This window comes from Paenibacillus ginsengarvi, assembly GCF_003626695.1.
Taxonomy (GTDB): domain Bacteria; phylum Bacillota; class Bacilli; order Paenibacillales; family NBRC-103111; genus Paenibacillus_AB; species Paenibacillus_AB ginsengarvi.
On record NZ_RBAH01000021.1, the window covers coordinates 82,008 to 106,629 of the forward strand.

Here is a 24,622-nt window from a genome sequence, read left to right on the forward strand (position 1 = left end):
ATCTGCGCCTTAAAATTAAATATTGACAGAAATAAGGTTAAATTTTATGATTTGTACATCTGTTGTAAATCACAAATCCACCGTATTTCTGTATGTTTTCCCGAGCAATCTTGGAAAGCGAAGCCGCCCGGGACCTTTATCTTACATGTAGAGTACAGCAGACAAACTCAACGAAGGACGAGGTCGAGATCGATGACATTGAAGATTGCCATATTGCCGCCTGCGGGGGCCAGACAGAGAGTGCTGGCGGAGAAACACTTGGAGCAGCTCCGGGCATGGGGAGAAGTCGTATGCAATGAAGCGGGCTCGAACGCCCCGGATGCGATCCGCAGCACGATCGAAGGCGCCGACATCGCCATTTCTTCCTGGGGAACCCCGAGTCTTGACGCGGGCATCTTGGAGGCCGCTCCCGGACTGAAGGCGGTCATTCACGCCGCCGGCACCGTGAAGCCGATCGTAACGCCCGAGCTGTGGAGCAAAGGGATTCGCGTATCCAGCGCCAACGGACCGCTTGGCAAAGGCGTAGCGGAAACCGCCCTCGGCCTGACGATCACCAGCCTGAAAAATATGTGGAAGGTGTCCAAGGATACGCGGCAAGGCGGCTGGGGCGAAGAGAAGCAGCGGGTACGCGAACTGTTCGACGTGACGATCGGCGTCATCGGAGCAGGGAAAGCGGGCAAGCACTACATCAAGCTGATGCAAAACTTCGACGTTACCGTCCTGCTCGCCGATCCGTTTGTCAGCCCGGAGCAGGCGGCAGCGATCGGCGCGACCAAGGTGGAGCTGGAGGAGCTGCTGAACCGCTCCGACGTTGTCTCGATTCACGCCCCTTCGCTACCGTCTACGTACAAAATGATCAATAGCGAGCGGCTCTCCCAAATGAAGGACAACGCGATTCTGATCAATACGGCGCGCGGCTCCATAATCGACGAACCGGCATTGATCGAGGAACTGAAGAAAGAGCGGATTTTCGCCTGCATCGACGTCACCGATCCCGAACCGCCGGAAGCGGATCATCCGTTCCGCAGCTTGAACAACTGCGTGCTCACTTCCCATATCGCCGGCTCCGTCACGAACGGCCTGTACCGGATCGGCAAATATGCGGTCCAGGAAATCGAGCTGCTGCTGGGCGGCAAACGAATGGACGGCGAAGTGGAAGAGAAGGATATGGCTTTCCTGGCTTGAGGCCCGCATGTCCATTCGATGACCGCATGCAAAAAACTGCCGGGGCCAAACGCCCCGGCGGTTTTTCACGTTCGCTTAGCAATAGGATACAGCGACTCGTTTACATGTTCCCTTCTTCGATTGCGCGAACAATGCCGCTTGCCATGTACTGAAACCCTTCGTCGTTAGGATGTACACCATCGCCCATAAAGAGAAGCTGGTGCGGCACGAGCTTGAGTCCATCCAAAACTCGCACTTGCGCATAACTCGCGGCAATGTCTCCGAGTATCGTGCAGAGCTGTGCAAAAGTTCCCATCGGCTTCGGTTCGTTCCAGTCTTTGCGCCAAATCGGCGTCAAAAACAAAACGGGCACACCCGGATACGTCTGCGTCAGCTTGTCCATATAGGCGATGCACGCTTCGCGCAATGCATCGATCGTCTGGTAGGAATTCCAGTCGTTTGTCCCGTACGCGACTGTAATCAAGTCTGGTTGGTAGGACATGGTCGGATCAATGCTGCTCGCGTTAAACACATAACCGCCCACGCCATGGTTAAGCACGTGCATATCAAGCGCTTGCGCAACCAGCAGCGGATACGCAGCCGCAGGGCGCTTTGCGTCCATCCCTTGCGTAATGGAATCCCCGAGGGCAAGCAAGTTTTTGGCACGAGGCGCAGCCGGTTCGGCAGACGCACCTGCGGACAGCTGAATGTTGAACAGCGTCATTTCTACGAGATGCGGCAAGTAGAGCGAGACATGGCGTTTGTCTGCCGAAGTGCCGCAAAAGTTCGTCAAATCAACATGGAATGTCCCCTGCTTGTCGGTAATCGGCGCTTGCCCGCTGCTCTGCACAAACATGCCGTCGATATACAAATCGAAATACAGCCAATTGCGGGCAGCGCCGCCAATGGAATAATCAAACGTAAGCGTGGCCGAATCGGTGACAATATCGATCATGGCTCCGGATGCGCACAGGCTCCTGATGTGCCGCGCCTCACTGCTCCTATAAGCATCGAACTGCGCTTCGGTAAACCGGATCGGCCACAGGCCGCCATCTTCTTTTTGGATGACCCTCAAACAGTTTTTAAACCAGGACGTTTGCGACATGTTTAGGACACTCCTATCGGTGGTGAGTGGAATCTAGCAAAATTATACAACGATAGGCAAGAAAAAAGTCAAGCCCGGGCTCTGGTCGATCAGCGCCCGGGCAATGTTGCGAATAGACGTTATTCCAACGAATGAAGCAAGAGATTCCCCATAGCCATCAATTCCGCAAACGGCGTCCAGCATTGTCTGGGAGCTTGGCGCGGGCTGCGGGCTATCCGGCATGTGCTGGCCCCGGTCAATTCCCGCATTCCCGACGCGCCGGAGGACACTTATTCGTTCGGGCTGGATCTATCCAAATCGGGAAACGGGGAGACAAGCTTTACGCTTGCAGCAGCGCAAATACGATCTGTTCCATCTCCAGCCCTCTCGAGCCTTTTACAAGCACGGCATCGGACGGCGTGATGACGGAGAGGATACAGCGAAGCGCCTCGTCCCGTTCCAGAAACGCGTGGACATGCCCTGCCGGAAAATGCGGCGCCGCTTCCGAGGCGATATCCTCGGCAAGCTCACCAAGCGTAATGACGTATCGAATCGTATCCGGGTCAAGCATACGGCCGACGTCGCGGTGGTATTCCCGTTCGTCCGCCCCCAGCTCGCGCATGTCGCCGATAACCAGCAGCTTGCCCGCAAACCCTTGCAGCCCGGCGAACGTGTCGAGCGCCGCCTTCACGGATACGGGGCTGGCGTTCCATGCATCGTTGATAACCGTGTATCCGGCTGGCGCGCGGGTTACCTCCATTCGCATCCCGGTTACGCTTACCCGCTCCAACCCAATCCTGATTCGCTCCCCGGGAACGCCCACCCACTCAGCGACAGCTATTGCGGCTAACGCATTCAGCGCGTTATGCTTGCCGAGCATCGGGATGCGGTACTGGTCCGCTTGCAGGCGGAAGCTAACTCCCCCGTCATCCGCTTCAACCGAGGATGCCCTGTAGCGGCACGGCTCCGACATGCCGAAGCTCACCGTCCGGGGCGGATGCGGCATAGCCTCGAGTCCCTTTGCCAGCAGCGGCTCGTCGCCATCCCACACGAGCACTCCGTCTTCCTTCATCCCCGAGACGATTTCCAGCTTGGCGGCGGCAATCTGCTCCCGCGAGCCAAGGGTGGACAGATGGGACATGCCGATCATCGTGATGACCGCGATGTCGGGCTTTGCCAGCTGCGACAGCTTCTCGATCTGGCCGCGTTCGCTCATCCCCATCTCGATGACGGCATACTCCGCATCCGGGGCGATGTCCAGCAGCGTGAGCGGGACGCCGATCTGGCTGTTCAGGTTCCCCTTCGTTTTGTGCACCTTATACGTCGTCCGCAGGATCGAGTCGATCATGTCCTTCGTCGTCGTTTTGCCGTTGCTTCCCGTTATGCCGATCACTTTGACCGGCAGCGTGTCCCGGTAATGGCTAGCCAGCCGCTGAAGCGCCGTCAGACAGCATTCTACGCGGATGAAAGGGATGTCCGCCTCCTCCGGCGGATCGGCATGGTCCGCCTGCCATAGAGCGGCTGCGGCCCCGCCGCGAATCGCCTCCCGGGTAAAGTCGTGTCCGTCCTTGACGCGGACGAGCGGGATAAACAGATTGCCGGAGACGATCGTCCGCGAATCGATCGACACACCGCTAACAACCGTTTGTTCGTCCTGCCCGGCGTCACCGCTAACTCCGGCCCCTACACACGTTCCCCGCACAATCTTCTCTAACTCCTTAATCGTTAAGCGAATCGTACGAATCCCCTCTCTTCCCTGTCTATACCTTCACATTATTCGGGAAAAGACGGGATACGTCTACCGGCTTTTGGAAAAAAGGAATTTGGGCCAAGATCACATTGCGATGACAAGACAAAAAGCCGGGCAAGCATTAACGTTCCATGCTTGCTCGGCAGCTGATCCCGATTTAGAACGGGTAGCGGATAATGATCTGAAGCCATATGGTGGAATCCGTATTGTTCACATACAAATGCCCCTGGTCCGCGTTGAACCGGATCGCATCTCCCTGCTCGGCGATGTGCACGTCTTCGCCGATATGCAGCTCGAGACAGCCCTGCGTCACGAAGACGAATTCCTCCACGCCTTCCTGATGCGGCTCCGACTCGTGGCTTACGCCCGGCTCCACCTTGACCGTATACACTTCGAAATGCGTTTTCGAATCGAACGGGATGACCGGAAACGCCTGATACCGTCCTTCGTCTTCCGTGAATGGCTCCAGCTCGGCGAAGCGGATAATTTTGACCTCCGGCGCTTCTTCCGCGATCAGCGTCGTGACGGAGACGCGCAGACCGTTGGCGATTTTCCACAGCAGCGATATCGTCGGATTCGAATCGCCCCGCTCTACCTGCGCCAGCATGGCCTTGCTCACGCCGGTCAGCTCGGCCAGTTTATCTAAACTAAGGTCTCGCGATTTGCGAATCGTCCTTAAGTTTTTGCCTACCTTAATCGGAATATGATCCATGTACAAGTTCTCCTTCATTCGAAAAAAATTCGTACACTATATTGTATAAAAAAAATACTATATTGAAAAGACCATTGACATCAAAACGCTTTCTTGTATGATATAACATATACATGTTCAATATGTTGTACATATTATCAAAAAGGGGGGCGCGAACATGGGCGCAACGATGATGGCATTGGTAAAGGAATATCGCGCTTCGGGACTTTGCTTCAAGCAAGTGCCAATCCCGGCCATAGGGCCGAACGACGTCTTGATCAAAGTACGTTCCAGCTCGATCTGCGGAACGGATATGCATATATACAAATGGGATGCATGGGCGGAAAATACGGTCGTAACGCCTAACGTCGTCGGTCACGAGTTCGCCGGCATTGTCGAAGCGGTCGGCTCGGAAGTGACGAATGTCCGGGCGGGCGACTACGTTTCGGCGGAAGGCCACGTCGTTTGCGGCGTCTGCCGAGCCTGCCGCAGCGGCAATGCGCACGTATGTCCCCATACGCGCAGCTTCGGCATTACGATACCCGGCTGCTTCGCAGAATACGCGGTCGTTCCGGCGACGAACATCGTGCATAACGATCCGCGCCTGCCGGCCGAGCTCGCCTGTCTGCAAGACCCGCTCGGCAATGCGGTTCAGTCGGTCATGGCCGGAGACATAACCGGCAAAAGCGTCGCCGTCATAGGCGCCGGGCCGATCGGCCTGATGGCCGTAGCCGTAGCGAAAGCGTGCGGAGCCTCCAGCGTTATCGCCGCCGACATTAACGACTTCCGGCTGCGCATGGCGAAGACGATGGGTGCGGACGCCCTCGTCAACAGCGCGACCGAGACGCTTAGCCAGCGGCTGAAGGAGCTGACCGGCGGCGAAGGCGTCGAGGTGCTGCTGGAAATGTCCGGCCATCCGGAGGCGATCCGACAAGGTCTTGAAGGCACCGCGAACGCAGGCCGGGTATCGCTGCTCGGCATTCCGGCGGGCAGCGTGGAGCTGGATTTGTCGCGCAGCATCATTTTCAAAGGGCTGCGAATCGAAGGCATCACCGGACGGCGGATGTACACGACGTGGTTCCAGGTCAAAGGACTGCTGGAAAGCGGACGCATCGATCTGTCCCCGCTCGTCACCCACCGCTTCCGGCTGGATCAGTACGAGGAAGCGTTCGAGCTGATGCGCAGCGGAAATTGCGGCAAAATCGTATTTATCCACGAATAGAAGAAGGAGGAACTATGATGCCAAAGGCTTCATTCGAATATTTGAACGGCGAGCTGGAAAGATTGCAGCAAAAAGGGATGTACCGCCTCCCGACTGTCTGGTCCGGAGCGTCCGGCCCCTGGATGGAAACGGACGGCCGCAAGCTGCTTCAACTGTCCTCGAACAACTATTTGGGCTTTACCGGACATCCCGACATCAAGAAGGCGGCGATCGAAGCGATCGAGAAGCTCGGCGCGGGCAGCGGCTCGGTCCGGACGATTACCGGCACGCTGGACATCCATGACGAGCTGGAGCGCGAGCTGGCCGACTTCAAAGGAACGGAAGCCGCGCTCGTGTTCCAGTCCGGCTTTACGACCAATCAGGGCGCTTTGTCGCTGCTCGGCACGGACGATCTCGTCATCAGCGACGAGCTGAACCACGCCAGCATTATCGACGGCATCCGGCTGACGAAGGCGGAGCGCGCCATATTCGCGCATAAAGACATGGATCAGCTCGAACTGCGTCTGAAGGAAAACGACGGACGGAAGCGGGCGTTTATAATTACCGACGGCGTATTCAGCATGGACGGCGACATCGCCCCGCTGCCCGAAATCGTGGAGCTTGCCGAGAAATACGGCGCTTTCGTTTATGTCGACGACGCCCATGCAAGCGGCGTGCTCGGCCGGAACGGCAAAGGCTCGACCGATCATTTCGGCTTGCATGGACGCGTCCACATTCAAGTCGGCACGTTATCGAAGGCGGTAGGAGTCGTCGGCGGTTATGTAGCCGGAGCGGATGTGCTGAAACGTTACCTCATTCATAAAGCGCGGCCGTTTCTGTTCAGCACGTCCCAGCCTCCGGCGGTCGCTGCCGCATGTCTAGCCGCAATCCGGCTGCTGCGCCGCAGCCAGCCGCTGATCGACCGGCTGTGGGACAATGCGAACTTTTTCCGCACGCGGCTGCAGGAGGAAGGCTTCGACACGGCCGGCAGCGAAACGCCGATCGTGCCGATTCTGATCGGGGCGCCGGACAAGACGGCGGAGTTTTCGCGGCTGCTGCTGGAGGAGGGCGTGTACGCCCAAGGCATCGTTTATCCGACCGTGGCGATGGATAAAGGCCGGGTACGCTGTATCGTGACGGCCGCCCATACGAAGGACGATCTGACGTTTGCGGTAGACCGGATTGTCGCCGTGGCGAAACGAACCGGCCTGCTGAAAGGCTGATAGAATACCAGGCGCGGAATAGTTTTCCGCGAGAAAAAGGACCCCAGGTTCTCACTTTGCACTTCAGTGAGGGCTTGAGGTCTTTTTGCTTTAGTAATTGGGGGCTTCCGCAACATTCAGGTATGCCCCCATCTCCGGCGCATTCTCCGTCTGACGGTCTGGTCCACTGTCGCACGCTCGAATATACATTAGCGGAATGGATTTCCGCTATCGGGTCATTTCCCGATTATTTCCCACACATAGCGGAACGGAAATCCGTTAGCGAAGCAATTTCCGCCACATGGCGCCTTTTTGCCCGCCTATAACGGAAGCCAGTTCCGCTATAGGCTTAAAATGCGGCTGCACGCCTGACTTAACGGCATTTTATTCCGTTAACAGGTGCGGCTCCGGCAACGATATACCGGCTAGAGCGCAGCGCAGACAACTGCGCCTCACGCCATCGTTTCGATCCGAAAAGAACGGACTACGGCCGCACTGCCGATGTCGGCGCCGATTCCGAACGCGAACCGGCAGGCCGCATAGTCTCCCTCCCGCTCGAACCGCAGTTCCCCGTCGACGTATACGTACGTCCGGCCCGGCTCCATCACCCAGCGCACCGAGGAAAAACCGCCGCCAAGCGCTCCTGCTCCTGCTCCCGCTCCTTCCGACCAGATCTCCTCCCGCGTAACCGGATCGAGAAAGCTGAGCGAGCCGTCCGGATGAAACTTGACCCGGGCCGACGTTCCGCCGTACAGCACCACCGAATTCGTGTCGCTTCGAACGACCGTCTCCGCCGCGAAAGGAACCGGATAGCTGTTCCTTGTGCGGGCATTCCCCCATTGCTCGTTATGCGTTAGCCACAGTCCGTCGCCGGTCATAAGCGGGTAGCAGGAGGCGTCGGGGATCAGCTCGTCCACTGGAGCGCCGTTACGCGTTACCGTCAGGCGCGGGAGCGTCTCTTCCTCGTTCAGAGCTTCGACGACAAACGATTTGACCGTTATTTTCGCGTTGTCGCAGCCGATTCCCGCCTTCCCGATCAAGCTTCCGAAATAGCCTTCCTGCTCATGGAACAGCTCTCCATTCACCCGGACCGCCATCGCTCGCTCCTGTATCGTCCAGCTCAGCCGCACCCACTCCCCAGACGGGATTGTTCCTTTCCCTACAAAGCCGATCTCTTTGTCGGCAGCAGGATGTCTCACGTAAAACTCTTCGCCCGTCCCATTCGCAGACGATGGGCCGTAATTAAACGTAAGGCAGCCGTGCTTGCCGTACAAAAGGCGCAAGCATCCGCTCTCGATCCGAACGTTCGCTTCGATTCGCAGCGGGGCTGCGTACACATCCTCCGTATAGGCGCGGCCCGTCAATTCCAACCCTTCGCGGGTCAAGGAGGCGTGGTAAGAAGCCGGCGTTACAACCAGTTCGCAGCCTCCTCCGTCGTACCGGACCGGCACCTTAACACCCGCTGAACCGGGCAGAGCATTGCCCGGCTCCCCCCCGCTCTCCTCACGGTTCCCCGGCTTCCCGCATACCATAAGCAGATTGCCGTCCGGGTCGCGAAACGTGAAAAAGGCCATACCCGGGTATTCCTCGATGCTCCATTCGGGAGCGATGCCGATCGATTGAATAAAGCGGTAGGCGGCATGCACATCCGGCGAATCGAACATCAGCAGCGGCCTGTCCTTCGGCGCCAGCTTCCGGTCGTAACCGTGCTGATCGAGGACGAAGCCGTGATTCCCCTGCATCGCAAGCGCATGCACCTTATCCGTGACGCTCGACCTCTCGGGCATGGCAAACAGCCTGTGATACCAGTTAACCGAACGTTCCATGTTGCTGACATGCATGAACACGCCGCCTACCCGATTCGTGATCGGATGCGGGACTTGCTCCGGACTTACTGCAGCCGTTTCGTTCATCTTATATTCCTCCCGGTTTACGAATAGTGACGTCCTTTTCGGATCAAACGCCATCGGTAAGGTAGATGCTCCTCCCGCGAAATGTCTTACAGCTTTTTTGAAAAAAGTTTCGGTTAACAGCCCGTCCGACGACGTGCGAGATGGGCTGCGGCTTCCGCGAGCGCGTCCGCGGCCGCCAGCTCCGCCTCGCAGGCCCGCTCCAGCAAACGGGCCGCCCGATCCGCAGGGCCCGGCGAAGTAGGATCGGCGCCGTACGGGAGCGGGAACAGCCTGCATACTTGCTCCCACATGCCGGCTATTTGCCGGTACAGTCGCTCGGCGTATGTTATAGCCGGAACCGCGTTCGCGCACAGCGAAATCCCGCCCGCGCCCGATACGAGTCCGCGCAAATAGGCGGACGCATGTTTTCTCGCTTCATAAGCTACGGCCGCGTTGTAGGCAACTCCAAGCGGGTCGGTTGCCTGTTGCCGGTTCATCGTCTCTATCCATACCCGGTAGGCGGCCGCTCCTTCGATTCCGTAAGCGGCGGCGTTTGCGGAGCTGCTCCGCCCGCTGCCGCGTATATGCCCGGCCGTCTGCTCGAACAGTTCGATCAAGCAGGCGGTACGGTCAACCTGAAACCGGCCTGTCGGAACGGATACGAACCATTCCGCATCGTCATGCAAGCGGCCCAGCTTGGCGTAAGACAGCCGTTTCCCTGCCGCCGCCGTGTCCGTCACCGTCCATTGCCGCTTCCTGTCATCGAACCCTTCGATCAAACCGAACTCGGTGTTGTTTAAGCTCCACCCGATGGCCGGAATGCCGCTCTCCAGCCGCTCGAGCAGCACGTCCATTGCGGCGGCCAGATCGCACGGCTGACCGATTCGTTCTCCCGCCCCGCCGTATATGACGGCGACGTAGCCAAGACGTCGCCAGCCCGCTCGCAGCGTCGCCGCCCAATTGTAGCCGTACGGGCCGCTCACGCCGAGATCCGGCGCCGTCTGAATGCGAAACGCGTGTCCGGTCGCCGCCATCACTTCCGTAAGCGATACCTCCTTTGCGCCTGCGGCGGCCAGCGTTACGGCCATCGTCGATGCCATCGTGTTGTAAGCGCCGAAGGAAGTGTAGTACCTCGCCCGCTCGCAGCGTTTGGCCGCCGGCTTCCCTCTTCTTCGCCGCGCTTCCATATAGTGCTCGATTTCGTTCTCGAAGCGGGCTTCCGTCATTTTTTGGCGCGATCGGGAAACGGCCGTGTAGACCGCGCCAACCGTCATGCCGAACCGCTCGGCTACATCTCGAACCGGCAGCCCGCCGAACAAAGACGCCTCCGCGATCGAACGATCGCGCCCCGATAAGCAGGCAAGCAAGCTTTGCATTTCGCGCAAAGCCAGCCTGCCGAAAACCGCCGCTTGCGGATCGCCGTCCTGCTGCTGCAGCCACGCCGTGCCTCCCGCTAAAGCTAAAGCGGCTTCGTATTCCCCGCTGCCGCTGCCGTCGCCATCCGCGCCAAGCGCCAGCTCCCGCCGGTTCGAAGATCGGCGAATCGACATAAGCGCCTGATTGCGTACAAGCGTCCTAAGCCACGGTACAAACTTGTCCGGCTGCTCAAGGCTGCCGATTTTGCGCAGCGACTGCATAAGCGCCTCCTGCACGATGTCCTCGGCTAACTCGCGGCTGCGTACGACGCCTAACGCCCAGCCGAGCATACGGCTGCGATGATGGCGCACCAGTTCGCCGAACGACTCCGCGTCGCCCTTTCTCGCTTTCTCCACAAGCTCGTGCTGCCTGGCAGCGTCACGATCGGTCATCCTCACAACCTCTTGTCCGCAGCTTTCGCTGCCTCGATAAACTTCCTGTCGAATGTACGATTCGCCCCCTGTGCTTCCAATTCCTTTCATGCGGCTTACGATCAGCGCAAAAAAGAAGGCGGAACGGGAATCCGTCGCCTTCTGCCACTCATCCTATTCGCGCCTTCGTTCAGTGAAAAGCGGCTTACTTCATCTTCTCGGCCGCGATCCAGTTGTTCGCCTCTTCTTCGCTTTGCCGCATAAACGTATTGATATCGATCGTATCGCTGCGCACCTGCGCAAAATTTTTATCGATGATCCGCTTGATCTGATCGTCGGCCTTCGTTTCGTCGCGGACGGGAGCCGGCTTGCTTTTGAAGACGGCGGCGATATTTTTCCCTTGCAAATACGGGATGTCCGCCCCTAGCTGCTCCTCGATTTGCCGGTTGTCGAGCGCCGAGGCGCGGCCCGTTTTGCGCGCGCTGATCAGCTGTACATCCTCGGACGTCATCACCTCGATAACCCGTACGGCCTCCTCCTTATGCTCGCTCGTACGCGAAACCATCAATTCATGCAGATCGACAGGAGGAGCGACATGCGGCTTCTCCCGATTACTCGGGAATTCGGCCAGGTTCCAACGGAATCCTTGGCTGGACGCCTGCTTCAGCAGCGGAAACAGATTGATCGTGCCGACCATCGCCAGCGTGCGATCGTCGGTGAAAGCTTTGGCGTACGACGGCGATTTCTGGTTGCCGGGAATGTCGTCGAACGATTTCATCAACTGGAATACCTGCTTCCAGCCTTCGGTACTGATCGCCGCCTTGCCCGTCGTTTTGTCGATAAAGGGCAGCGACATCTGGTAGCCGAGCCAGTAGTTCATAAAATAATCGTAGCCCTTGTATTGCACGCCACCCTCCATGCGGGTCATTTTCCGGGCGAGGGAGAGAACGTCATCCCAGTACAAACCGTCCTTCGGGTAGCTGACGCCGAATTTATCGAACAGCTCCTCGTTGTAATATAGCGCATTGGTGTTGGTCGCATATGGCAGGCCGTACACTTGCCCGTTGTCGGAAAAGCCCTCGACCACGCCCGGCCGGAAACGGCTCAAATCGATCTGATGCTTCTTCAGCAAAGGCAAAATATCGGTTGTAAGTCCCAGCTCCTTGTACAGATCTTTGCTTGCCCGCGATAAAATCATCAGATCGGGCACCGTTTTGGCTGCGATCAGGTCCTGGATTTGCGTGCCCGTTCCCGGCCGGATCAAGTCGACGGTAATGTGCGGATACTTTTTCTTGAGCGGCTCCACGAGCAGGAGCTGAAAGTCGTCGTTATATAAATAAGCTTCGCTTGCCAGCAGCGTCAGCCGAACCGGCTTGTCCGCCGTTTGCGTCTGCTCCTGAACGTTCGAGGGGGATTCCGCCGTGCCGGAACCCCCTTCCTTGCCGCCGCAGCCGGCCAAAACGATCGACCCCAGCAATACGATAACGCTTGATGCCATGAGCGAACTGTTTTTCATAAAGATTGCCTCCCCGTTTCTGTATCGTTGTTCCGTACCCGGCTTCGGTTCGTGCAGCGTATGCGGGCAAGCCGAATTTTCGGCAATCGATTACTATCTTCGATGCTTCCGCTTGATCGAACCGCCCGGCCTGGAATTATCATAGGGGATGAACGGGGAAAAAGTCGTTGTTCATATCGCCGCAAGTTTTGCAATTATGGACAAATACAAGTAACCCCACAAAACAAAAAAGCTCGCGCCTGAACGGAGCGTGAGCGGAATGACAGACGTTTGCCGGGCGCCTCGCAAGCCAAGCCGCCACGCTACAGGGGGTCTCCGCCGAGCAGCAGGACGGACTGCGGAGCCCGTTTACGCGTCGTTTTGCCGGCGATCGTCCTGGCGTATTCGGTCGGAGCGAAGCCGGTCGCTTTTTTGAAATGCTTCGAGAAGTAGTGTACGCTGCTGTAGCCGAGCTGGTCGGCAATTTCTGTCATGCTGTAGATCCCCTCGCGAATTTGCCGCTTTGCGTATTCCAGCTTCAGCATGCTGTAATATTCCATGACCCCGGAGTTCGCCCGGCTTTTGAACAAATTTTTCATAATGGTGCTGCCGACGGCGAATTCGCCGCATATTTGCTCGAACGACAGATTGTTTCTGACGTTCTCCTTCAAGTACAGCACAATCCGCTCGAACAAATCCTCGTTCCTCGTGGCGAGCAGCGCCGATTCCGGCCTAATCTTGCCGGCCCCGGCCGTTTGCTTGCGTATGAGCCGGATCAGCAGCATTTCCAGCATATTTTTGATCATTTGCTCGCTGCCGAACAAAGCGCCGTCCTTAGACTGCGGGACCATCATCCGGGGATGTCCGACGGGCGGGTCGAACGCCTCTTTTCCTTCCGAAAGGAGCTGGTACAGTATGTCCTGCTCGGCTTGCTCCAAATGCAGCACTTTTCCCTTGAAATAATCGATCGCGGGCGAGTGGCAAACAAACGACATAATGACCAGATTGGGCGCGGTCCCGCCCGCCGCATGGCCGGTATGGAATTCGTTCGGGGAATAAAAGATTATATCGCCCTGGCTCAAATCATGGCTCCCCAAATCGGTAACGAAAAAAACGTCCCCTTTATCGACGTAAACGAACTCCCAAAAATCGTGTTTTTCGCCGGTAGCCTGAAAATGTTTCGGCAGTTCCATGTACAGAAACGAAATCAGCCGTTCGATAACTACCTCTTCCTTCAAACGTAACATGCTCCAGTCCGTCACGGGTGCGCTGCCTCCTCTGGCTGATAGTACAAAACTTGCGACTGTCGCTGCAAATACCGTAAGCGGTTTCACCTGTATTATACAAGCAAAAGGAGGGATTTGTATATGTTGGATCATTCGCCGGATACCGCTCCGATCCTGTGGAGCCGAAGAAAGGTGCTCGCTTCTCTGGGGGCGGCCGGAGCCGCCTTCGCGGCAGCAACATGGAACAACACCACGCTAGCCAAAAGCGTTTCGCAAGCGGTGTACGAGCCGCCGGAGGTTTGCCCTCCGCCGCCTTGCAGCAAGGCTGTTCGGAAGGTCGACACGATTGCGGAGCTCGTCGCTTGGCCGGACCCGAATCCGCCGGAGGACGGTTTTGCCGCGGAAGTGCTGGGTTACTACGCCAAAGGAGACGGAGGAGGCGGACGGCTGTATTGGGATGCGGGTTCCGCAGAGCCCGACAATGGGGGAACGGTATTCCGGCTCACCGGAACGACCGGGCCGGGTCGCTGGAAACGAACGGGCTCGAGGATGCTGTACCCGGCTCAATTCGGCTGCGATGCTGCCGGCGTGACCGTGGACGATAACCGGCTGAATGCGCTGTTCGCTTACGCGGCGTCCGTTCGCAAAGCCGTCTACGTGGCCCGGGGTGAGGTGTTTCGCTATCGCAAGCTCGTTTTTCCCAGCCACTTCACCTTGCTCGGCGAAGGCACTTTTTTGCTCGACGACAACCAGAGCGGCTCCAATTCGGAACCGAGCATTCGAGGCGGCAACGCGGCACAAAACCAGACGTCGTATCCTTCCGTCCGGGTCGGCGACATTTACATCGGCGGGATTACGTTTGACGGCAACCTGAGCCGCCAGACGGCAGGAGCGAAGCTCACCGGGGTGCAGTTCTGGGCGGTTGACGGCCTAACGCTGCAAAATACGCGCTTTGTCGGCTGGGCGTGGATGGGCCTCCGCGTGCTGGGCTTGCTCGGGGCGGTGACGGACCCGCAAGCGGCGCCGGAGGCGCTAGACTACTGCACGCGCGTCTTTTTGCAAAACGTGCATTTCGAGTTATGCGGCTATGCCGGCGTTCAGCTGTACTGCGTCAAGCACGGAGCCGTCCAGCAGGCGACGGGGTACGATACCCCCATGCTGATTAATGGAGACGTCGAGCTGCGCGATTTCCATATTACGGATTGCCTGTCCGTTTGCGAGCATGTTGCGAATCCCGGAACAGCGTTTACGATCGACCAGGGGTCAAGATTTTGCTCGATTACGGACTGCTCGGCCTGGGGGCATCTCTCTTGCACCTTTGTCGAGGCGGCGTTCGACATTCTCATTGCCCGCAACAAAGCCTACTCCTGCACAGGAAACGGGCATCTGTCCTACCCTTCTTCCATCTACGGAGTTACGCTGCAATCCGGCAGATTGTTTTATGTCGATAACGAAGCGCATCAATGCTACGAAGGCTTCCGCATCGGCACAAGCAGTACGGCCACGAGCCAGGTGACCTTGATCGGCAACAAATCGTTCGGCCATACGAACCCTTACTCTAGCGGGTTTCTCCTCATTCGGATCGCAGGCATCGCGTTTGAGGGCAACCTCACCTCCGGCTCCTATACGGGCGTTAATACCCAAGCCGTGACCGGCATGACGGGAGGAAACAATCGGATTCACGGAACGAACGTCGCTTACCGCCTGCAAGCGGCCGGCGACTGGCGTCTGGACCTCGATACGCTGAGCGGCGGCAGCTCGGCGCAAGTTTATGTATACAATACCGCCCCGCTGAACGGATCGGTCACGTTTCATCAGCCTCGCCTCGGAACGGGTAACCTGGTGTACAAGGACGAGACCGTATCGCCCGGACTGCTGCAACTGATCGACTACAGCACGGATACCAGCGTGCCCCTGTATGCCGTATCGTTTGCCTCCGCCGTCGTGGCCGCCCAATCGGCTGTTTCGCAGACGTTTACCGTGAGCGGAGCGATATATGGCTGGCAAGTCGAAGCCTTGCCGCTTGCGGATATCGCGCCGCTGCTTGCAAGCGCTTGCGTGGTAGGCGCCGATTCGGTTCGCGTCACCGTGCTCAACCCCGGGACTTCTTCCGTGACAATGCCGGACACAGCGGTCCGGCTTCGGATCGTGCGCCATTTGGTGAAATAGGCGCGAAGCGGCGGATGACGAGGCGGAACAGGTACAAACGCCCCGGTACTAGACGAATATAGTACTACCATTTTGCGGCATTTCGCATACAATGGAATTGGGACCTGGTCTTAAGGGTTTGTAATCCGGGCCATGTACCTGTTGTGCGATAAGGAGTTGACCGCCGTGAAGGTGATAGTTCCCCTGCTTCGTTGGATCTTGTTTCGCTTGTTCCGCACCCGCATTAGCGGCCTGGAGCGGTTCGATCCGTCTGGGCCGGCGCTGCTGCTGCCGAATCACGTCTCGCTGCTGGACGGTTTGTTTCTGATGCTCGCACTGCCGCGGGATGTCGTGTTCGTCGTGAATACGCAGATCGCTACACGATTTGCTTTTGTGCTGAAATATTGCAGGATCGTGACCGTCGATCCGCTCAATCCGTATTCGGTGCGCAGCATGATCAAGACGGTCCAGAAAGGAAGCCCGCTCGTCATTTTTCCCGAAGGCCGTATTACGACGACCGGCAGTTTGATGAAAATGTACAGCGGCGTCGGTTATATCGCGCTCAAAACCGGCGTTCCGATCCATCCGGTCGCGATCAACGGACTGGAGCGGTCGAAGCTGAGCTATCTGGGCGGCATGGTCAAACGGCGGCTCTTCCCGGAAGTCCAACTAATGATCGGCAGCCCGTACCGGCTCCGGTTCGATCCGGCCCGTTCCGTCAAAGCGCAGAAGGAACAGGCGGCCGCACAGATCGATCAAATGCTGCGCCGGGAGCTGTTCGAAAGCCGGATGAAGCCAGACGTCAATCTGTTCGACGAGCTGCTCGCAGCGGCGGAGCGAAACGGCGGCGGTTTCCCGGTATGCGAGGATGCCTCCGGGCAAAAGCTCAGCTACGACCGGCTTGTGCTTGGGACGTGCGTGCTCGGTCAGAGGCTGTCCGGTATGCTTCGCGGCGAGACGAACGTCGCGCTCCTGATGCCGAACGCAATCGCTCATGTTGTCGCCTTTTTTGCGCTCGTGAAGATCGGCAAAACGCCGACAATTCTCAATTTCTCCAGCGGCGCCTCCGTTATGCTGGACTGCTGCGAAACCGCCTCCATACAGACGATCGTTACCTCCCGCGAATTTGTGGAGAAGGCGAAGCTGCACAGTGTCGTGGAGCTGTTCGGGCAGCAGCGTATCAGGGTGCTTTATCTGGAAGATGTGAAAGCGTCCATCGGCGCCGGCGACAAGCTCGGCGGCTGGCTCGATTGCCGGCTCAAGCGGCCGGCGCTGCCGGGACCCGGCGAGGTTATTCTGTTCACCTCGGGCAGCGAGAGCAAGCCGAAAGGGGTCGTTCTGAGCCACCGCAACCTGTACGCCAACATCCAGCAGGCGCGATGCTCTATCGATTTTACGGCGAAGGATAAAGTGTTCAACGCGATGCCGATGTTTCACTCGTTCGGCCTTACCGCCGGCACGCTGCTGCCGATAGTAAGCGGCATGAAGCTGTTTCTGCACCCGAGTCCGCTTCATTACAAAGCTATTCCCGAGCTTGTATATGCGAGTAATGCAACCATCCTGTTCGGAACGTCCACGTTTCTCGCCGCTTACGGGCGGGTTGCCCATCCTTATGACTTTTATTCGCTGCGGTATGTAGTCGCCGGGGCGGAGAAGCTGAAGGAGGACGTGCGCCAGCTCTGGTACGACAAATTCGGCATCCGCATTCTCGAAGGCTACGGCACGACCGAAACGGCGCCAGTGCTTGCGCTGAATACGCCGCTGGCGTTCAAAAAAGGCACGGTCGGGCGGCTGCTGCCGGGCATCGAATGCGTGCTCGAGAAAGTGCCCGGCATCGAAGGAGGCAGCTTGTACGTACGCGGCCCGAACGTGATGAAGGGTTATCTGCTGCATGGCGAAGGATTCGTGGCGTGTCCGGACTGGTACGATTGCGGCGACATCGTGGACATTGATCGGGACGGCTTCGTCACTGTTCTGTCGAGGCGGAAACGATTCGCTAAAATCGCCGGAGAAATGATCTCGCTGAACGCCGTCGAGGAGCTTGTCGCGAAGTGTATACCAAATATGGAATCGGCGGCGGTCAGCATCCCCGATGCGCGCAAAGGCGAACGGATCGTGCTGTTCCATACGTCGCCGCAGTTGACGCTCGCGGAACTGAAAGAAGGAATTCGGGCGCTCGGCGGGTCTCCGCTGCTCGTTCCTTCGCAGCTGCGTTACACGGAGAAGCTGCCCTTGCTCGGCAGCGGCAAGACGGACTATGTGACGCTGAAGTTATGGGTCGAGGCGGAATGAGGGGCAGACGAAGGATGCGACTGTACAAATAAAAAGCAACGCCGCGCGGTTTGCGGGCGTTGCTTCTTTTGATTCTAGGCCCCTGGCCTTTTGCGCCTGAACAAAAGATACAGGAAAAAAGGCGCTCCCACGCCGGCGGTGAACACGCCTGCAGGAATATCGAGCGGCTGGAACAGCGTTCTTCCCGCCAGATCGGCAAGCAGCAGCACGATCGCGCCGATAAGCGCCGCCGTCGGAATAACGATGCCGTAGCGATTGCCGACGAGCCTTCTCGCCATATGCGGCGCTAGCAGGCCGATGAAGGAAATCGTGCCGGCGATGCCCACCGCTACCCCGGCGAGGGCGACGCTGAGCAGCATCGCGGCCAGCCGGCTCAGTTGAAGCCTGCTGCCGAGGCCGACCGCCGTTTCTTCGCCAAGCGCCTGAATATCCAGCTCCTTCGCATACAGCAGCGATAGAGGGATCAGAGCGACGATCCACGGCCAGATGGCCTTGATATAGCTCCAGTTCGTTCCGTATAAGCTGCCCGTCATCCAGTTCAGCACCTGGGCCGCAAGATAGGCCGGCCCGCTGAGCAGCAAAAACATCGTTAAAGCGCTCATCGCCGTCGAGATGCCGATACCGATCAGCACGAGTCTGGACGGAGTGACTCCCTTCCTCCAGGCGAACAAATAGTTGACCGCAGCCGCCGCGAAGGCGCCGGCTATCGCGATGACCGGCACGAAGTGAATGCTGTAGCCGGTAAAAACGGTCATAAAGGCGACAACCGCCACCGAAGCGCCGCCCGTAACGCCGAGCAGATCCGGCGAGGCGAGCGGATTGCGGATGACCCCCTGCAGCAGGCTGCCGGACACAGCCAATGCCGCGCCGATCAGCAGCGCCGCCACGATACGCGGCAAACGAAACTGTCTAATAATCAGATCGTTTCCTTCCCCGTTCATGCCGAAAAGAGACAGTAACACGTCCCGAATCGGAACGGATACGCTGCCGATCGACAGGCACAAGACGGCCAGGACGAGCGCCGCTGCTGCAAGCGTACTTATGATCGCTGCATGTTTCCATGCCGGACGTCTGCTCATGGGTTCCTCCTTCTCGCTACAAAGATTAGGAACGGAACACCGATGATTGCCGTTGCGACGCCGACCGGAACTTCCTTCGGCATAAGGACGAAACGCGAGGCGAGATCGGCCACTACCAGCAAAATCGCACCGGTTAAGGCGCTATAAGGAAGCAGCCAGCGGTGATCGCTGCCTACTGCGTACCGGCACAGATGCGGTACGATCAGTCCGACGAAGGCGATCGGTCCCGCCGCCGCTACGGAGCCGCCGGCCAGAAGGACGACCGCAAGCGCGGCGACAGCCCGGATCAGCGTTAGCCGCTGGCCGAGCGACTTCGCGCTGTCGTCTCCGAGCGCCATTACGTTAAGCGAGCTCGCGATCAGCATCGCGAGAAGCCAGCCGGCGCACAAATACGGCAGGACGGACAGCAGATGGCTAAGCTGTCTGCCCGATACGGAGCCGATCATCCAGAACAGCGCCGTTTCCAGCGACTGCTTGTGAATAAGCATGATCCCCGAGGTGACGGAGGAGGCGAAAGCGGCGACAGCCGCTCCGGCCAGCGTCAGCTTGACCGGCTCGAAGCCGCCGCCCCCCTGCATGCTCAGCGCATAAACGAACAGGGACGTTATCGCCGCTCCGCCGAAAGCGACCCAGATCATGCCGCTCATAGGCAGCGCCGTACCGGTAAAGGCAAGTCCGACAACAATAAACAAAACAGCGCCGGAATTGATTCCGAGCAGAGACGGCGAAGCCATCGGGTTTCTCGTGAGCACTTGCATAATCGCTCCGGCTACGGCCAGGCTCGCTCCGACGGCGGCGGCGATCAGTACCCGGGGAACGCGTGTAGTCGTCAGGATCAGATGCTCGTTCGAGCCGTTAAACTGCGTATACGCGAGCCATAGGTCGCGGAGGCCGAATTGCTTCAGCCCGAACAGGACGCCGGCCAGCATCCCGAGCAGGAGGATCGCACACCCGGCGGCAAGTCCGATCACCTTCCGCCTTCGGCTTTGCATCACTACCCCATTGTCCCCACCTCTTTCATGTCCTGAACAGGAAAAAAAACCGGCGTCACCATCGAGCCGACGCCGGCTAGCGTTTAGGTTACTTCACTCCGAAATAAGCGGCAAGCTCATCCAGCAGCAGATTCGCTGCTTTGTAGCCGCCTGCCGAGTTCCAGATCCCTTCGTCCACCTGGATCACCTTGTTCGTTTTGGCGACGTTCAAGTTTTTGAACATTGGATCGTTCTTCCATTCCTCTACAACCTTCGCCGCATCGTTCTTCCCAGCCACTTCCGATACGAAATAAAACATGACGTCTCCATCCATGCTCGGGATCGTTTCCTTCGTCATTACCTCGATGAAATTATCTTTATCCTGAGCGGCCGGGCGAGCGATTCCGAGCTGGCTCAGCAGTACGCCGGAGAACGTCTGCTTCTGGTAAATGCGCACCTGCGACGCGGAGAACCGGACGATCGACACTTTCGTTGCCGCCTTGCTGCCCAGCTTCGCCTTCACATCGGCCACACGTTTGTTGAAGGCCGCCATCGCCTTATCGCCTTCGTCCTTCTTGTTGATGGCTTCCATGTACAGCTTGAAATTGATCTGCCAGTCGCCGCCCAGATCGGCCGCGAATACCGTCGGCGCGATCTGCTTCAGCTGCTCGTATATTTTCTCCTGCCGGACTTTGTTCCCGATAATGAGATCCGGCTTCAAGCTTGCGATCATTTCGATATTCGGCTGCAGCTCATCGCCGACGACCGTAACGTCTTTCATCTCGTCCTTGATATGGTCGTACCACGGCGTCCCGATCCACGATTGGACGGCGCCGACCGGCTTCACGCCGACCGCAAGCAGCGCCTCCGTTCCTTCGTTGGTTAGAATGACGACTCTCTTAGGCGTGCCGTTCACCGTCGTTTCGCCCATCGCGTGTTTGATGACACGAGGCGTTTCTTTATCGGTGGAAGGCTTGGTCGCCGGTGCCGTAGCCTCCGTATTTTGTTGTTGTCCTGCCGTCCCCCCGGCCCCCGTATTCGGATTTGCCGTACCTCCCGAGCATGCGCTAAGCAGCAAAGCGAAGCAAACGAGCAGCGTAGCGGCCATAGATGTTCCGGTCCTTCTGCGCATCGGTAAATGTCCCTCTCCCTCATACTGATAATGATTATCAATTCCATTAACACTATAACGTCGAAGCCTTCGCGCAGCAATGGGAGATGTCGACAGGAAGGATGGATTATTTGGACGCGGCTCCCGCTTTTGCGTTTTTTCCTTGAACGCAGTCGGAGAAACGCCCTCGTTTTTTTTGAACAGGCGGCTGAAATAGTAGCTGTCCGGGTAACCGACGCTTTCCGCAATTTCCTTGAGCGTGCAGTCGGTCCGAAGCAGCAGGTCCTTCGCTTTAGCCATTCGAAGCCTGATTAAATAATCGATCGGGCTCGTCTGGTGCCGGCTTTTGAACCATCTTAAAAATTGCCGCGGATTGCAGTCCAGCATCTCCACGAGCGATTCGAGCGTAATCGGACGCGCGTAATGCTGGTTCATGAACAGCACCGCTTGGGCGACCGGGTCCGGCTTGACCGGCTCGATCCCTTGTCGGTCGAGCTGCCGCATAATCTCGTAAACGAACTGATAAAATAGCGACTTCGTGTGAAACTTGCCGAGCAGACCGGCTGCGCTCCATTCCTTCGCCATCCGCTGGGCGATATCTAGCAGCAAAATCGGGTAATGCGGCTCGAATCCGTACTGCATGCGAAACGGATCGCCCGTCTCCGCTTGCCGCATAAATTCCTGCCGGCTCGGAAAGGAGGCCGACGCCTTGTACATGATCATGTAATATTCGAACGATGGCTGGGCCGCAATATCGAGGCAAGCGCCCTTCCCCCCGTGTAGGACATGAAATCGCTGCGCCTCATGCGGTACCCCGTCAATCCGCACTTGCGCATTTCCGCGGGTCGCATACAGAAACACGTTGGCCGGCAGCCGGTAGCCGAGCAGCTCCTCCCCGCGCTCCATGCTTCTATGCCTTATATCCATCACTTTGACAGATGCCTGATTCCACAGCAACAGATGGTCGTCCAGTTTCATTCGTTTCGCCCAGCCCTTTCCAATTCCAAACTGCATGTCCATAACGTTCGTCGCTATTCATTATATTGATAATCATTCTCAATTACAACGGCTATTCCGCATAAGCACAAAAAAATCTGCGCATAGCGCAGATTTGGAGTCGGAAGCCCGAAACAAGAATAAGGCGAAGTTCCAGAAGGTGTGAACGTTTTACAAGAATGCTGTTAAAAAGATTCGGTCTTGCCTATACTAGGTTTGCCGGTTTCGCGCAGCCGCAGATCGGAAAGAACAATTACAAGCGTGAGGTTCATTTTATCGTACTTGCTTTTTATACGCCCTCATCGCAAAGAGATAAGCCACAATCGTAATCCCGACGCACCACACTATGGCGATCCAAATATCATTCCCCAGCGGCTGGCCCGACAGCAAGGCACGAATAGCTTCCACGATCGAGGTCACCGGCTGGTTCTCGGCGAAGGCGCGAACGATAGACGGCATCGACTCGGTCGGCACAAACGCCGAGCTGATAAACGGCAGGAAAATGATCGGATAGGAGAACGCGCTTGCCCCTTCCACCGACTTGGCAGACAGTCCGGCAATCGCCGCGATCCACGTCAAAGCCAGCGTAAACAGGATGAGTATTCCGGCTACGGCAAGCCAAGACAGTACCCCCGCCGACGAGCGAAAACCCATAATAAGCGCTGCAAGAATGATGACGACAACAGAAATGGCATTGGATACAACCGAGGTCAGCACATGTCCCCATAGCACGGCGGAACGCGCAATCGGCATGGAATGGAACCGCTCGATAATGCCCCGCTGCTTATCCAGAAACAAGCGGTAAGCCGTATAGGAAATACCGCTTGCTATCGCAATCAGCAGGATGCCGGGCAGCAGGTAGTTCACATAGTTATCCGTACCGGTTTGGATTGCGCCGCCAAACACATAAACAAACAGCAGCATAAACGCAATCGGCATGATGCAAACCGTGATGATGGTGTCCATGCTGCGCAAAATATGGCGCATGGAGCGTCCGAGCATTACGCTCATATCGCTAAAGAAGTGATTCTTTGCCGTTTCCATTTATATGGCCTCCTTCTTGCCGACGATGGCGAGGAAGATCTCCTCTAGCGACGGCTGTTTGGCAACATACTCCACCTTCGCTTGCGGGAACAGCTTTTTCAGCTCCGATAACGTGCCATTAGCAATAATCCTGCCCTCATGCAAAATGGCGATTCGATCCGCAAGCTGCTCGGCTTCCTCCAAATACTGCGTGGTCAGAAACACCGTTGTGCCGCCTGCGGCAAGCTCCTTGACCACCTTCCAAACCTCGATGCGTACTTCGGGATCAAGACCTGTGGTCGGTTCGTCGAGAAAAATAAGCTGCGGTTTACCGATCAGGCTCATGGCGATATCGAGCCTGCGGCGCATACCGCCCGAATAAGTGGAGGCCCTGCGGTTGGCGGCGTCAGTCAAGCCGAATCGTTTCAGCAAATCGTCCGCAATCTGACGCGGTTGTTTCAGATGCCGAAGCTTGGCGATCATAATCACATTTTCCCGCCCGGTCAAAACCTCGTCCACGGCGGCAAACTGCCCGGTCAGGCTGATCGACTGCCGTACCGAGTCCGGCATTGACGAAATATCGAAGCCATTAACAGTAGCGGTTCCGTCATCATGCTTCAGCAGCGTAGAGAGAATTTTGACAATAGTAGTTTTGCCCGCTCCGTTGGAGCCCAGCAGAGCGAAAATACTGCCTTTTTCCACCTCAAAATTTACACCTTTCAACACTTCCGTATCTTTGAACGATTTTCTTAAATGGTTCACTTGAATGGCGGGTTCCTTCATTTTGCATCGTTCCCCTTTCCAAGCTTTTTCAGGATGTCGCGGTTGAGCGCCTCACGCCAGTTTTCCGTATAAGTCTGGGCGCTGCGCAGAAGCTCGTCGCAGAACCCCGCCACGTCCTCGCCGGTAATGTCCAGAACATGCTTGCCGTCCGCCGCGCCGGACTCGAACAGTTCGATCAGGTCATAATGGATCTTCATCATGTCATAGCCCGATCCCGCCGCGAACATCCACATATGTCCCTGGATTTTCTTAAACACGTATTGATAGTCTTTCGGCAGAGCCTCCACCCTGGCCATCTGCTGCTTGTACTCGCGCTTGCTCTGGATCATTTTTTTGATATTGAGATAATTATCGAAAAACTCAGACATTGGATTGCTCCTCCTTTAATTGGTTGAGTTTCAACGCGACGAACTCCCACTTTTCCCAAAACCTTCTCAGCTCCTCGCGCCCCGCATCGTTGAGCGTAAAAAACTTTCGCGGCGGACCCATATCGGAAGGTTTCTTGGCAATCTCCACCAGCTTGCTTTTTTCGAGCCGGAGCAGGATCGTATACACCGTTCCTTCCACAACATCTGTGAAGCCAAGGGCATTCAGCCGCCGCGTGATTTCGTAACCGTAGGTTTCGTTGCGGCTTATGATTTCAAGGACGCAGCCCTCAAGCACGCCTTTGAGCATTTCCGTTAGGTTTTCCAGCACAATCACCCTTCGCTATTCTGTATAACTGGTA

General features: G+C 57.3%; 19 protein-coding genes. 5 read left to right on the plus strand and 14 right to left on the minus strand.

Going from position 1 to position 24,622, the window contains the following annotated elements; all coding sequences use genetic code 11:
* Positions 1-192 precede the first annotated feature (192 nt).
* Entirely contained in the window at positions 193-1,185 is a 993-nt protein-coding gene (locus tag D7M11_RS24735) for a hydroxyacid dehydrogenase (RefSeq protein WP_158606814.1), read from the plus strand.
* 100 nt (positions 1,186-1,285) lie between these two features.
* Here the strand turns inward: D7M11_RS24735 and D7M11_RS24740 are convergent, their stop codons facing one another.
* The 3 genes from D7M11_RS24740 to D7M11_RS24750 all read right to left on the minus strand — a co-directional run bounded on the left by D7M11_RS24740 (position 1,286) and on the right by D7M11_RS24750 (position 4,710).
* Positions 1,286-2,269 carry an SGNH/GDSL hydrolase family protein gene (locus tag D7M11_RS24740; RefSeq protein ID WP_120749944.1) on the minus strand — a complete coding sequence of 328 codons (984 nt, stop codon included), beginning with the start codon at positions 2,267-2,269 and terminating at the stop codon, positions 1,286-1,288.
* Between the two features lie 319 nt (positions 2,270-2,588).
* Positions 2,589-3,950, minus strand: coding sequence for a UDP-N-acetylmuramoyl-tripeptide--D-alanyl-D-alanine ligase (locus tag D7M11_RS24745; protein WP_158606815.1), 1,362 nt, complete (start codon positions 3,948-3,950; stop codon positions 2,589-2,591).
* 205 nt (positions 3,951-4,155) lie between these two features.
* Positions 4,156-4,710 (minus strand): helix-turn-helix domain-containing protein, encoded by a 555-nt coding sequence (locus D7M11_RS24750; RefSeq protein ID WP_120749946.1) that lies wholly within the window; start codon positions 4,708-4,710, stop codon positions 4,156-4,158.
* A gap of 157 nt (positions 4,711-4,867) precedes the next feature.
* Between D7M11_RS24750 and tdh the strand changes: the two genes are divergently transcribed.
* Together tdh and D7M11_RS24760 are read left to right on the plus strand one after the other, a co-directional pair.
* Positions 4,868-5,911, plus strand: a complete 1,044-nt coding sequence (tdh, locus tag D7M11_RS24755; protein WP_120749947.1) for an L-threonine 3-dehydrogenase — start codon at positions 4,868-4,870, stop codon at positions 5,909-5,911.
* Positions 5,912-5,925: 14 nt separating this feature from the next.
* Positions 5,926-7,113, plus strand: a complete 1,188-nt coding sequence (locus D7M11_RS24760) for a glycine C-acetyltransferase (protein ID WP_240041296.1) — start codon at positions 5,926-5,928, stop codon at positions 7,111-7,113.
* 431 nt (positions 7,114-7,544) lie between these two features.
* Here the strand turns inward: D7M11_RS24760 and D7M11_RS24765 are convergent, their stop codons facing one another.
* The 4 genes from D7M11_RS24765 to D7M11_RS24780 form a co-directional block, all read right to left on the minus strand.
* Entirely contained in the window at positions 7,545-9,005 is a 1,461-nt protein-coding gene (locus D7M11_RS24765) for a VOC family protein (RefSeq protein WP_158606816.1), read from the minus strand.
* Positions 9,006-9,118: 113 nt separating this feature from the next.
* Positions 9,119-10,792 (minus strand): RNA polymerase sigma factor, encoded by a 1,674-nt coding sequence (locus tag D7M11_RS24770; protein WP_158606817.1) that lies wholly within the window; start codon positions 10,790-10,792, stop codon positions 9,119-9,121.
* 184 nt (positions 10,793-10,976) lie between these two features.
* Positions 10,977-12,287 carry an ABC transporter substrate-binding protein gene (locus D7M11_RS24775; RefSeq protein WP_120749951.1) on the minus strand — a complete coding sequence of 437 codons (1,311 nt, stop codon included), beginning with the start codon at positions 12,285-12,287 and terminating at the stop codon, positions 10,977-10,979.
* A gap of 302 nt (positions 12,288-12,589) precedes the next feature.
* Entirely contained in the window at positions 12,590-13,528 is a 939-nt protein-coding gene (locus D7M11_RS24780) for a helix-turn-helix transcriptional regulator (RefSeq protein ID WP_158606818.1), read from the minus strand.
* 105 nt (positions 13,529-13,633) lie between these two features.
* On the opposite strand from D7M11_RS24780, the gene D7M11_RS24785 reads away from it, so the two are divergent.
* On the plus strand, positions 13,634-15,661 hold the full coding sequence (locus D7M11_RS24785; RefSeq protein WP_147433488.1) for a hypothetical protein: 2,028 nt from the start codon (positions 13,634-13,636) through the stop codon (positions 15,659-15,661).
* Between the two features lie 165 nt (positions 15,662-15,826).
* Positions 15,827-17,932 carry an AMP-binding protein gene (locus D7M11_RS24790; RefSeq protein ID WP_120749954.1) on the plus strand — a complete coding sequence of 702 codons (2,106 nt, stop codon included), beginning with the start codon at positions 15,827-15,829 and terminating at the stop codon, positions 17,930-17,932.
* 74 nt (positions 17,933-18,006) lie between these two features.
* On the opposite strand, the gene D7M11_RS24795 is transcribed toward D7M11_RS24790, so the two are convergent.
* The 7 genes from D7M11_RS24795 to D7M11_RS24825 form a co-directional block, all read right to left on the minus strand.
* Complete coding sequence (locus D7M11_RS24795) at positions 18,007-19,011, minus strand: FecCD family ABC transporter permease (RefSeq protein ID WP_120749955.1); 1,005 nt, start codon at positions 19,009-19,011, stop codon at positions 18,007-18,009.
* Complete coding sequence (locus D7M11_RS24800; RefSeq protein ID WP_120749956.1) at positions 19,008-20,003, minus strand: FecCD family ABC transporter permease; 996 nt, start codon at positions 20,001-20,003, stop codon at positions 19,008-19,010. Before D7M11_RS24800 ends, D7M11_RS24795 begins: the two co-directional genes overlap by 4 nt.
* Positions 20,004-20,091: 88 nt before the next feature.
* Positions 20,092-22,071 carry an AraC family transcriptional regulator gene (locus D7M11_RS24805; protein WP_120750007.1) on the minus strand — a complete coding sequence of 660 codons (1,980 nt, stop codon included), beginning with the start codon at positions 22,069-22,071 and terminating at the stop codon, positions 20,092-20,094.
* 291 nt (positions 22,072-22,362) lie between these two features.
* The gene (locus tag D7M11_RS24810; RefSeq protein ID WP_120749957.1) at positions 22,363-23,133 is read right to left on the minus strand and encodes an ABC transporter permease; all 771 of its coding nucleotides are present in this window, start codon (positions 23,131-23,133) and stop codon (positions 22,363-22,365) included.
* Positions 23,134-23,895 carry an ABC transporter ATP-binding protein gene (locus tag D7M11_RS24815; RefSeq protein WP_120749958.1) on the minus strand — a complete coding sequence of 254 codons (762 nt, stop codon included), beginning with the start codon at positions 23,893-23,895 and terminating at the stop codon, positions 23,134-23,136.
* Positions 23,892-24,263 carry a DUF1048 domain-containing protein gene (locus tag D7M11_RS24820; RefSeq protein ID WP_120749959.1) on the minus strand — a complete coding sequence of 124 codons (372 nt, stop codon included), beginning with the start codon at positions 24,261-24,263 and terminating at the stop codon, positions 23,892-23,894. Before D7M11_RS24820 ends, D7M11_RS24815 begins: the two co-directional genes overlap by 4 nt.
* Positions 24,256-24,588, minus strand: a complete 333-nt coding sequence (locus D7M11_RS24825; protein ID WP_193556274.1) for a PadR family transcriptional regulator — start codon at positions 24,586-24,588, stop codon at positions 24,256-24,258. The genes D7M11_RS24820 and D7M11_RS24825 overlap by 8 nt, the downstream gene beginning before the upstream one ends.
* Positions 24,589-24,622 lie beyond the last annotated feature (34 nt).

Bases quoted from the DNA above. Each gene is read 5' to 3' on its own strand.
- D7M11_RS24810 (WP_120749957.1), bottom strand. From the start codon at position 23,133: ATGGAAACGGCAAAGAATCACTTCTTTAGCGATATGAGCGTAATGCTC.
- D7M11_RS24750 (WP_120749946.1), bottom strand. From the start codon at position 4,710: ATGGATCATATTCCGATTAAGGTAGGCAAAAACTTAAGGACGATTCGC.
- D7M11_RS24800 (WP_120749956.1), bottom strand. From the start codon at position 20,003: ATGCAAAGCCGAAGGCGGAAGGTGATCGGACTTGCCGCCGGGTGTGCG.
- D7M11_RS24765 (WP_158606816.1), bottom strand. From the start codon at position 9,005: ATGAACGAAACGGCTGCAGTAAGTCCGGAGCAAGTCCCGCATCCGATC.
- D7M11_RS24775 (WP_120749951.1), bottom strand. From the start codon at position 12,287: ATGAAAAACAGTTCGCTCATGGCATCAAGCGTTATCGTATTGCTGGGG.
- tdh (WP_120749947.1), top strand. From the start codon at position 4,868: ATGGGCGCAACGATGATGGCATTGGTAAAGGAATATCGCGCTTCGGGA.
- D7M11_RS24735 (WP_158606814.1), top strand. From the start codon at position 193: ATGACATTGAAGATTGCCATATTGCCGCCTGCGGGGGCCAGACAGAGA.
- D7M11_RS24820 (WP_120749959.1), bottom strand. From the start codon at position 24,263: ATGTCTGAGTTTTTCGATAATTATCTCAATATCAAAAAAATGATCCAG.
- D7M11_RS24805 (WP_120750007.1), bottom strand. From the start codon at position 22,071: ATGAAACTGGACGACCATCTGTTGCTGTGGAATCAGGCATCTGTCAAA.
- D7M11_RS24785 (WP_147433488.1), top strand. From the start codon at position 13,634: ATGTTGGATCATTCGCCGGATACCGCTCCGATCCTGTGGAGCCGAAGA.
- D7M11_RS24795 (WP_120749955.1), bottom strand. From the start codon at position 19,011: ATGAGCAGACGTCCGGCATGGAAACATGCAGCGATCATAAGTACGCTT.
- D7M11_RS24770 (WP_158606817.1), bottom strand. From the start codon at position 10,792: ATGACCGATCGTGACGCTGCCAGGCAGCACGAGCTTGTGGAGAAAGCG.
- D7M11_RS24760 (WP_240041296.1), top strand. From the start codon at position 5,926: ATGATGCCAAAGGCTTCATTCGAATATTTGAACGGCGAGCTGGAAAGA.
- D7M11_RS24740 (WP_120749944.1), bottom strand. From the start codon at position 2,269: ATGTCGCAAACGTCCTGGTTTAAAAACTGTTTGAGGGTCATCCAAAAA.
- D7M11_RS24815 (WP_120749958.1), bottom strand. From the start codon at position 23,895: ATGAAGGAACCCGCCATTCAAGTGAACCATTTAAGAAAATCGTTCAAA.